Source organism: Immundisolibacter sp., assembly GCF_050250495.1.
Taxonomy (GTDB): domain Bacteria; phylum Pseudomonadota; class Gammaproteobacteria; order Immundisolibacterales; family Immundisolibacteraceae; genus Immundisolibacter.
The window spans coordinates 137,833-147,479 of record NZ_JBFWOM010000004.1; the positions used below are offsets into that span (position 1 = coordinate 137,833).

A 9,647-nucleotide genomic window follows, 5' to 3' on the forward strand; every position below is an offset into this window, starting at 1 on the left:
CTGCACTGCGGCTTCTGCGCCGAGCGCTGCCCGACCGGCGCCTGGGACATGCAGAAATCGATCCTCACCCTTCCGCAAGCAGGTGGCGTATGTCGCGTCTAGCCAAGGTCAACGAATTCGTCCTGCGCTTCGCCAACGTCAACGGTACCGGCTCCGCCAGCGCCAATGGCCTGGTGGCGCGGGCGCTGTTCCGCATGGGGCTGCCGGTCGGCCCGAAGAACATCTTCCCGTCCAACATCCAGGGCCTGCCCACCTGGTTCGAGATCCGCGTGAGCGAGGCCGGCTACACCGGCCGGCGAGGCACCGTGGACCTGATGGTGGCCATGAATGGCCAGACCTTCGCCGAGGACGTGCGCAGCGTCGAGCCCGGCGGCTACCTGCTGTACGACTCGTCGAAACCGCTGGCGCCGGAGCTGCGCCGGCCGGACATCAATTTCCTCGGCGTGCCGTTCACGGAAACGGTGACGCGCGAGTACAGCAACCCGCGCCAGCGGCTGCTGTTCAAGAACATCATGTACGTGGGCGTCCTCTCGGCCCTGCTGAACATCGAGCCGGCCGTGATCGAGCAGCTGATCGCCGAGCAGTTCGAGGGCAAGGAGAAGCTGATCCCGCCGAACATCAAGGCCTTCGAGCTGGGCCGCGCGGCGGCCGAGGCGCGCTTCGCCTGCCCGCTGCCCATGCACGCCGAGCGCCGCGACGCGGTCGGCGACCGCATCCTCATGGACGGCAACTCGGCGGCGGGTCTCGGCTGCGTGTACGCCGGCGCCACGGTGGCCGGCTGGTACCCGATCACGCCGTCGACCTCGCTGGTCGATGCCTTCGCAGCGTACTGCGAGGACTACCGCATCAACCCGGACGGCAGCAAGCGCTACGCCATTCTGCAGGCCGAGGACGAACTGGCCGCCATCGGCATGGTGGTCGGCGCGGCCTGGAACGGCGCGCGGGCCTTCACCGCCACCAGCGGCCCCGGCATTTCGCTGATGACGGAGTTTCTGGGGCTCGCCTACTACGCCGAGATTCCGGTGGTGCTGTTCGACATCCAGCGCTGCGGGCCGTCCACCGGCATGCCAACACGCACGCAGCAGCCGGACCTGCTGTCGTCCGCCTACGCCTCGCACGGCGACACCAAACATGTACTGCTCTTCCCGGCCTCGCCGAAAGAATGCTTCGACATGGCGGTGCAGGCGTTCGATCTTGCCGAGCGGCTGCAAACGCCGGTGCTGGTGATGAGTGACCTTGACCTCGGCATGAACGACGCGTTGTCAGATCCGCTCACCTGGGACGACGCCTACCGCCCGGACCGCGGCAAGGTGGTGACGCGCGAGCAGCTCGACGACGGCTTCCAGTTCTACCGCTACCTCGACGTGGACGGCGACGCGATTCCGTACCGCAGCCTGCCCGGCACGCACCCGAACAAGGGCGCGTTCTTCACCCGCGGCTCCGGGCACGACCGTTTTGGTGGCTACACCGAGGATGGCGCCAAGTACCAGGACAACGTCGACCGCCTGCGGCGCAAGTTCGACACCGCCGCCACCCTGGTGCCGCCGGCCGAGGTGGTGCGCGACGCCGGCAACAGCGCCGGCATCCTCTACTTCGGCACCACCGCCGAGGTGATGGCCGAAACGCTCGACGCGCTCGACGCCCACGGCCTCGACGTGGACGCGCTGCGCGTGCGGGCGTTCCCGTTCACGCGGCAGGTGTACGACTTCATCGCCGCCCACGACACGGTGTTTGTCGCCGAGCAGAACCGCGACGGCCAGTTGCGCGCCATGCTGATGATCGAGGGCAACATCGACCCCGCCAGGCTGGTGCCGGTGCTGCACTACGACGGCATGCCGGTAACGGCCGAGATTCTGGTCCGCAGCATCCGCGAGTACCTGGAACCCGTACGTGCGCTCGCCATGGGAGCCTCCGCATGAGCTACCTGCCCAAGCCCAGGATTCACCACCCGCAACTGCCGAAGAACGCGCTGGGCCTGACCCGCCGCGACTACGAGGGCTCGCTGTCCACGCTGTGCGCCGGCTGCGGCCACGACTCGGTGTCGGCCGCGCTGATCCAGGCCTGCTTCGAGCTTGATCTGCCGCCGCACCGCGTCGGCAAGCTGTCCGGCATCGGCTGCTCGTCGAAGACGCCAACCTATTTCCTCGGGCCGGCGCACGGTTTCAACTCCGTGCACGGGCGCATGCCGTCGATCGCCTCCGGCGCCGCGGCGGCAAACCGGGATCTGGTCTACATCGGCGTGTCCGGCGACGGCGACACGGCGTCGATTGGCCTCGGTCAGTTCATCCACGCCATGCGCCGCGGCGTGAACATGCTGTACCTGGTCGAGAACAACGGCACCTACGGACTGACCAAGGGCCAGTTCTCGGCCACCGCGGACGTGGGCTCGAAAAGCAAGGGCGGCAAGGCCAATCCGTACACGCCGATTGATCTGGTGCAACTCGCGCTGCAGATGGGCGCGGGCTTTGTCGGGCGCAGCTTCTCCGGCGACAAGGAGCAGCTGGTGCCGCTGCTGAAGGCGGCCATCGCCTACCCGGGCTTCGCCTTCATCGACGTGATCTCGCCCTGCGTCACCTTCAACAACCACGAGTCGTCCACCAAGAGCTACGTCGCCACGCGGCGACGCGACCGGGCGCTGGTGGAGGCGGACTTCGTGCCGGTGGAGCAGGAAATCACCGCCGCCTACGCGCCGGGTACGCACCACACGGTGACGCTGCACGACGGCTCGCGGCTGCATCTGAAAAAGCTCGCCGACGACTACGATCCGTATGACCGCATCGCGGCCATGGACTATCTGCACCGCAACCAGGCCGATGGCAGCCTGCTGACCGGCCTGCTGTACCTGGACGGCGAACCGTCCGACATGCACGCCATGCTCGGCACTGACAGCACGGCGCTGAGCCGCCTGCCATTCGAGGTGCTCAGTCCCGGCGCCGCGGCGCTGGATGCGGTGAACGCGGCGCTGCGCTGATGTACGCCGCGCGCTGGCTGGCGGCGGGCCTGCTGCTGGCGGCGGGCTTCACCGCCAGCGCGCAGGACGACAACTGGAACGGCTTCGACCTCACGGGTCTGGCCCTGCCGCGCGAGGGGCTGGCCAACGGCGGGCAGCCGCGCGACGGCATCCCGGCGCTCGACGCGCCGAAGTTCTCGCCAGGCAAGGAAACCGGCGTCGGCTTCGAGGAGCGCGTGGTCGGCGTGGTGATCGGCGGCGTCGCCCGTGCCTACCCGCGCAGCGTGCTGATCTGGCACGAGGTGGTCAACGACCGCATCGGCGAGCAGCCCTTCGTACTGGTCTACAGCCCGCTCAGTGGCACGGTCGCGGCGTTCGACAGTCGCTCAGGCGACGCCACCGACCGGTTCGGCGTATCGGGCCTGGTCTACAACTCCGGCACGCTGCTGTTCGATCGGGCAAGCTCGTCGCTGTGGCTGCCGCTCGAAGGCGTCGCAATTGCCGGCCCGCGCGCGGGCGACCGGCTGCCCGCCATCGTCGCCACCGAGACCAGCTGGGCCGACTGGCTGACCCGCCACCCCGACACGGCGGTGATGACGGCGGAAACCGGCCACCAGCGCCCGTACGGCCAGGACCCCTACGCCGACTACCTCAGCAACAGCGAGCTGCGGTTCCCGGCCGGCACGCCGGACGCGCGCTATCACCCGAAGGAGCCGGTGCTGATCGTCGCGCACCAGGGCAAGTACCGGGCGTACCCCTTCGCCGAACTCGCGAAACACGACGCGCCGTTCACGGACGCCTTTGCCGGCCAGACCTGGCGCATTGACTTCAACTACGCCGACCAGCGCGCGCTGGTGACCGATGCCGACGGCAAGCCGGTGCCGGCCGCCACCGAGTACTGGTTCGCCTGGCACGCCGGGCATCCGAAGGACTTCGTCTACACCGCGCCGCGCTGAGGGCGGCGCTGGGCATGCCCGGCGCGCGACAATGCCGGCCGCCCTGCCTCACCCGGTAACTGCCCGTGTCCGCCCTGTTCCAGCCGTTCAAGCTCAAAGACATCACGCTGCGCAACCGCATCGGCGTGCCGCCGATGTGCCAGTACTCGGCCATCGATGGCCGGGTGACGGACTGGCACCTGCCGCATCTGGCGGCACTCGCCCGCGGCGGCGCAGGTCTGGTGGTGGTCGAGGCCACTGCCGTGTCGCCGGAAGGCCGCATCACGCCCGGCTGCACCGGCATCTGGAACGACGACCTCGCGCAGGCCTTCGTGCCGTCCGTGCGCGCCATCAAGGCGGCGGGCGCGGTGCCGGGCATCCAGATCGCGCACGCCGGTCGCAAGGCGAGCGCCAACCGGCCGTGGGAGGGCGACAACCACATCCCGGACGGCGATCCACGCGCTTGGCCGACCATCGCGCCGTCCGCCCTGCCCTTCGGCGCCCACCTGCCGCGGGTGCCGCAGGCCATGCCGCTCGACGACATCGCCCGCGTGCGCTGGGACTTCGCCGCCGCCGCCCGGCGCGCCCGCGACGTCGGCTTCGAGTGGCTGGAGCTGCACTTCGCGCACGGGTATCTCGGGCAAAGCTTTTTCTCGACGCTGTCGAACCAGCGCACCGACGCCTACGGCGGCAGCTTCGACAACCGCGCCCGCTTTTTGCTGGAGACGCTCGCCGCGGTGCGCGAGGTGTGGCCCGAGCGCCTGCCGCTGACGGTGCGTCTTGGCGTCGTCGAATTCGACGGCCACGACGAGGAGCAACTCGCCGAGTCGATCGAACTCACGCGCCGCTTCAAGGCCGGCGGGCTTGATCTGCTCAGCGTCAGCGGTGCCTTCACTACGCCGCAGTCGAGCGTGCCGTGGGGACAGCCGGCGTTTCTCGCGCCGATGGCGGGGCGCGTGCGGCGCGAGGCGGACATCCCGGTTTCCTCGGCCTGGAACCTCGGCGACCCCGCTGTCGCCGAACAGGTGCTGCAGGATGGCCACATGGATCTCGCGCTGATCGGCAAGGGTCACCTCGCGAACCCGCACTGGCCCTATCAGGCGGCGCGCCAGCTCGGTGTCGACCGGCCCGCCTGGGTGCTGCCGGCGCCTTACGCGCACTGGCTATCGGCTGTGCGCTGAGGTCGCCGCGCAGCACCGGCTCGGCGTCCGCATACCTGTCACCAGACTGACTCGGCACCGTCACGCCGCCTGCCTAGCATCCGGCCCCGAAACCGTCCGGGGGCGTACCCGCGCCCCTTGCGCCATTCGGGAGACCCGCAATGCATCCACATGCCGCCGCCTTCGTCCTGCTCGCCGGCTTTGCCGCCTCCAACCCGCACGCCGCCTGCCCCCTCCCGCCGGCAACGTGAGCTTTGGCGATCTCGACACCGGCGTCGCCGACCGCACGCTCGGCGCCGACTGCCAGACCCTCGATGACCTGATCCGCGACGAGGACGCCTGGGGTAGCCAGGCCGCGTTTCGCAAACACGTCGCCGAAGTCACGCTCGCGCCCATGCAGGACGGCCTGCTGCCGGCGCAGGACCGGGCCCACCTGATCGCCAGCGCACAGAAATCCCCGGTCGGCACTCAGCTCGCGGTCAAGCTCATCGCCTTCAACGATTTTCACGGCAACCTCGAAGCCGCCGGCCGCAACCCGGGCGTGGCACGCCTGGCCACCGTCATCGATGACCTGCGGGCCGAAAACCCGCTGCACGCGGTGGTGTCGGCGGGCGACCTGATTGGCGCGAGCCCGCTGCTGTCGGCGCTGTTCCACGACGAGCCGACCATCGAAGCCATGAACCGCATCGGCCTGGACTTCAACGCCGTCGGCAACCACGAGTTCGACGACGGCCGCGAGGAGCTGCTGCGCATGCAGCGCGGCGGCAACCACCCGACCGACCCGAACACTGGCCTGGGTCTTGCGGACGACCTCAAGGACGGCCGTTTCGCCGGCGCGGATTTCGCCTTCCTGGCCGCCAACGTGGTCGACACCGCGAGCGGCCAGACGCTATTCCCCGCCTTTCAGATCAGGGAATTTCTGGGCCAGAAAGTCGCCTTCATCGGCATGACGCTGGAGGGCACGCCCACCATCGTGAGCCCGTCCGGCGTGGCCGGGCTCGCGTTCAAGGACGAGGCCGACACCGCCAACGCGCTGATTGGCGCCCTGCGCGCCCAGGGCGTGCACGCGGTGGTGGTGCTGATCCACGAAGGCGGCGTCACCACGGGCGGCGCCAACAGTTGCGAGGGCGTGTCCGGCCCCATCGTCGACATCGTCGGGCGCCTGCACGGCGAGGTGGATCTCGTGGTCTCCGGCCACACCCACCGCGCCTACAACTGCCTGCTGGCCAACCGCGACGGCCGGCCGGTGCGCGTGACCTCGGCCGGGTCGTTCGGTGGCATGGTCACCGACATCGATCTCACGCTCGACACGCGCAGCCGCGACGTGATCGCCGTGAGCGCCGACAACCGCGCCATCCCGAACGACGACACGGTGGCCCAGTCGCCGGCCCTGACGCCGCTGCTCGCCAACTACACGGCGCTCGCGGATGGGCCCCGCAAGCGCGTCATCGGCAAGATTACCGCCACGCTCACCCGCGCCAGCACGGCGGCCGGCGAGTCGGCGCTCGGTGACGTGATTGCCGATGCGCAACTCGCCGCCACCGACGATGCGGGCCTTGGCGGCGCGCAGATCGCCTTCATGAACCCGGGCGGCATCCGCGCCGACCTGCCGTACAGCGCGCCCGGCAAGACCGACGGCGACGTGACGTATGGCGAAGCCTTCACCGTGCAGCCGTTCGGCAACTCGCTGGTCACGCTGACGCTGACCGGCGCGCAGGTTCACGCCCTGCTCGAACAGCAGTTCACCGGCTGCACCGTGGGCTACCCGGCCGACGCGCCGCCAGCCGGCCAGCCCTTCAACCGCATCCTGCAGGTGTCGGGCGGCTTCAGCTACGCGTGGCAGGAAAAGGGCACGCCCTGCGACAACGTCGATCCGGCGTCGATCCGCCTGAACGGCGCCCCGCTCGACCCGGCCGGCGCCTACCGGGTAACCGTGAACAGCTTCATGGCGGATGGTGGCGATCAGCTCTACGTGCTGCGCGCCGGCACCGAGCGCCTGGGCGGCGCGCAGGATCTCGACGCGCTCGAAGCGTATTTCACTGCCAACCCGGCCGGCGTGGCGCCGGGGCCGCAGGACCGCATCCAGCTCGCGCCATAGGCGGCCACCGACGGCGGCGAGGTCGGCGGACGGACGGGCGGACGGACGGGCGGGCTATCATCCTTGACCCGCCCGTCGTGCCACTGCCCGTCCGCCATGATTCCACTGAGCGTGCTCGACCTGTGCCCCGTGTTCGAGGGCGCCACCGCGGCCGATGCGCTGCGCAATTCGCTCGACCTTGCCCGCCACGTCGAGCCGCTCGGCTACCGGCGCTACTGGCTCGCCGAGCACCACGGCATGCCCGGCATCGCCAGCGCCGCCACGGCGGTGGTGATCGCGCACGTGGCGGGCGGCACCTCGACCATCCGCGTCGGCGCCGGCGGCATCATGCTGCCGAACCACTCGCCGCTGGTGATTGCCGAGCAGTTCGGCACGCTGGAGTCGCTGTTCCCGGGCCGCATCGATCTTGGCCTCGGCCGCGCGCCGGGCACGGACCAGGTCACCGCGAACGCCCTGCGGCGGGACTTGATGACCAGCGCGGAGCGCTTTCCGCAGGACGTGGTCGAGCTGATGCGCTACCTCGGCCACCTCGACGCGGCGGGGCCGGTGCAGGCGACGCCGGGGGCGGGGCTAAAGGTGCCGTTGTGGATCCTGGGTTCCAGCCTGTTCGGCGCGCAGCTCGCGGCGGCGCTCGGGCTGCCGTTCGCGTTCGCCTCGCACTTCGCACCGGCGGCGCTGATGCAGGCCATCGCCATCTACCGCGAGCAATTCCGGCCATCGCCTCAGTGCGAACAGCCCTACGTGATGGCCGGCTTCAGCATCTACGCGGCGGATACGGACGCCGAAGGCGCGCTGCTCGCAAGCTCCATGCAGCAGGCCTTCATCGCGCTGCGCACCGGGCGACCGGGCAAGCTCGCGCCGCCGGTGCCGGGCTACCTCGACCAATTGCCGCTGCCGGCGCGCGCCATGCTGGAAGAATCCATGTCCTGCGCGGCCATCGGCTCGCGTGAGACGGTGCGCCGGCAGCTTGCGGCGTTCATCGCCCGCACCGGCGTGGACGAGCTGATGATCGCGAGCCAGATTTACGACCACGCGGCGCGCAAGAAGAGCTACTCGATCGCCGCCGAAATACAGCGCGAGTTGGCCTGACACCGCATCGCGGTTGTTCACGGCGAAGGCCGGCCCCTACAATTCGACCGTTCGGTCGGTGCCCGTGACGGCCGCCCGTGCACCGCGCCACTCGCATCCACAAACCAATCAAGGAGAACCGGCATGAGCAAGGGGGTCATTTTTGTTTCCACGGACTGGATTTCGGACGTGCTGGCTGACGCGCTCAGCAAGCTCGACTGCGAAATCATCCGTGGCCCGGCGGCCACCGGCCCCGGCTTCACCGTCTACAACCCGGCCGATTACGAGCGCCTGTTCGGCCGCACCGACGTGATCGTGGCGAGCCCGATCACCAAGATCGACCGCTCCATCATGGAAGCCGCGCCGCGTCTGCGGGCCATCATGTCGCCGGTGATCGGCGTCGAGAGCATCGATGTCGACGCCGCGAGCGACCTTGGCATCATCGTCGGCCACGGCGCCACGCCGGAGAACTTCCTTGGCATGTCCGAGGCGACGGTGCTGTTCATCGCCGCGCTCGCCATGCAGATGCCGTTCAAGCAGCGCCTGCTGGCCGAAAACGCGCCCCGCCCGCGCGAGCTCACCGCCCGCAGCGTGCGCGGTCGCACCATCGGCCTGGTCGGCATGGGCCGCATCGCGCGCGGCGTGGTGGACCGCCTGGCCGGCTGGGAGGCGGAGATCCTCTACTTCGACCCCTACGTGACGCAGGACCAGGCGCCGGCCGGCACCAAGCGGGTGGAGCTCGACGAGCTGCTGCAGCGCTCGGACTTCGTCAGCCTGCACGTGACGGTGACCAACGAGACGCGCGCCATGATCGGCGAGCGCGAGCTGCGCCTGATGAAGCCGACCGCGTATCTGGTCAATACCGCGCGCGGCGCGGCGCTGGACGAAGCGGCCGTGTACAAGGTGCTGAAGGAAGGCGCCATCGCCGGCGCGGCGCTCGATGCCTTCGTCGAGGAGCCGCTGCCGATGTCGAGCCCGCTGCGCGAGTTCGTGGGCCAGGACAACGTGATCCTGACGCCGCACATCATCGGCCACTCCTACGACGTGATGGCCTCGCTGCCGGTGGCGGCGCTGGCCAATGTGGAGCGCGTGATGCGTGGCGAGCCGCCGCTGTACACCAAGAACCCGCAGGCGATCGACAAGTGGAAGGCGCGCCTGGCCAGGATCGGCTGATCGCGGCACGCTGAGTCTTTGAGGCCCCCGGTCGCAAGGCCGGGGGCTTTTTTGTTTTTGCGAAGACCATTTCTGACACACTCGCCGCGCATGTCCGCCCACCTCACCGTGCATTTTTCCGGCGTGCCGTCAGCGGCGCTGACGGCACTGACCGGTCTGCCGCCAGCCAGCACGTCGGCTGACGATGGCGACGCGCAGGCCTGCGCGCTGTTCGGCCTGCGCGGCGCCGATCTGCCGCTCGCGGCGATCACCTACGCGCACGA

The 9,647-nt window shown here is 69.6% G+C and carries 8 protein-coding genes; all 8 read left to right on the top strand.

The genetic code is table 11. The features are described 5' to 3' along the window. Nucleotides 1-102 (top strand): 4Fe-4S binding protein (locus tag AB7F93_RS04965; protein ID WP_428301818.1); only part of this gene is annotated, 102 nt, incomplete at its 5' end. Continuing rightward, entirely contained in the window at nucleotides 90-1,919 is a 1,830-nt protein-coding gene (locus AB7F93_RS04970) for a 2-oxoacid:acceptor oxidoreductase subunit alpha (RefSeq protein ID WP_428301775.1), read from the top strand. The genes AB7F93_RS04965 and AB7F93_RS04970, both read left to right, overlap by 13 nt. Then, on the top strand, nucleotides 1,916-2,971 hold the full coding sequence (locus tag AB7F93_RS04975) for a 2-oxoacid:ferredoxin oxidoreductase subunit beta (RefSeq protein WP_428301776.1): 1,056 nt from the start codon (nucleotides 1,916-1,918) through the stop codon (nucleotides 2,969-2,971). The genes AB7F93_RS04970 and AB7F93_RS04975 overlap by 4 nt, the downstream gene beginning before the upstream one ends. Beyond that, nucleotides 2,971-3,906, top strand: coding sequence for a DUF3179 domain-containing (seleno)protein (locus tag AB7F93_RS04980; protein WP_428301777.1), 936 nt, complete (start codon nucleotides 2,971-2,973; stop codon nucleotides 3,904-3,906). The genes AB7F93_RS04975 and AB7F93_RS04980 overlap by 1 nt, the downstream gene beginning before the upstream one ends. A gap of 65 nt (nucleotides 3,907-3,971) precedes the next feature. Next, on the top strand, nucleotides 3,972-5,066 hold the full coding sequence (locus tag AB7F93_RS04985) for an NADH:flavin oxidoreductase/NADH oxidase (RefSeq protein WP_428301778.1): 1,095 nt from the start codon (nucleotides 3,972-3,974) through the stop codon (nucleotides 5,064-5,066). A gap of 373 nt (nucleotides 5,067-5,439) precedes the next feature. Next, complete coding sequence (locus AB7F93_RS04990; RefSeq protein WP_428301819.1) at nucleotides 5,440-7,143, top strand: bifunctional metallophosphatase/5'-nucleotidase; 1,704 nt, start codon at nucleotides 5,440-5,442, stop codon at nucleotides 7,141-7,143. 96 nt (nucleotides 7,144-7,239) lie between these two features. Further along, nucleotides 7,240-8,232, top strand: coding sequence for an LLM class flavin-dependent oxidoreductase (locus tag AB7F93_RS04995; protein ID WP_428301779.1), 993 nt, complete (start codon nucleotides 7,240-7,242; stop codon nucleotides 8,230-8,232). Between the two features lie 123 nt (nucleotides 8,233-8,355). After that, nucleotides 8,356-9,384, top strand: coding sequence for an NAD(P)-dependent oxidoreductase (locus tag AB7F93_RS05000; protein ID WP_428301780.1), 1,029 nt, complete (start codon nucleotides 8,356-8,358; stop codon nucleotides 9,382-9,384). The last annotated feature ends 263 nt before the right edge of the window (nucleotides 9,385-9,647 follow it).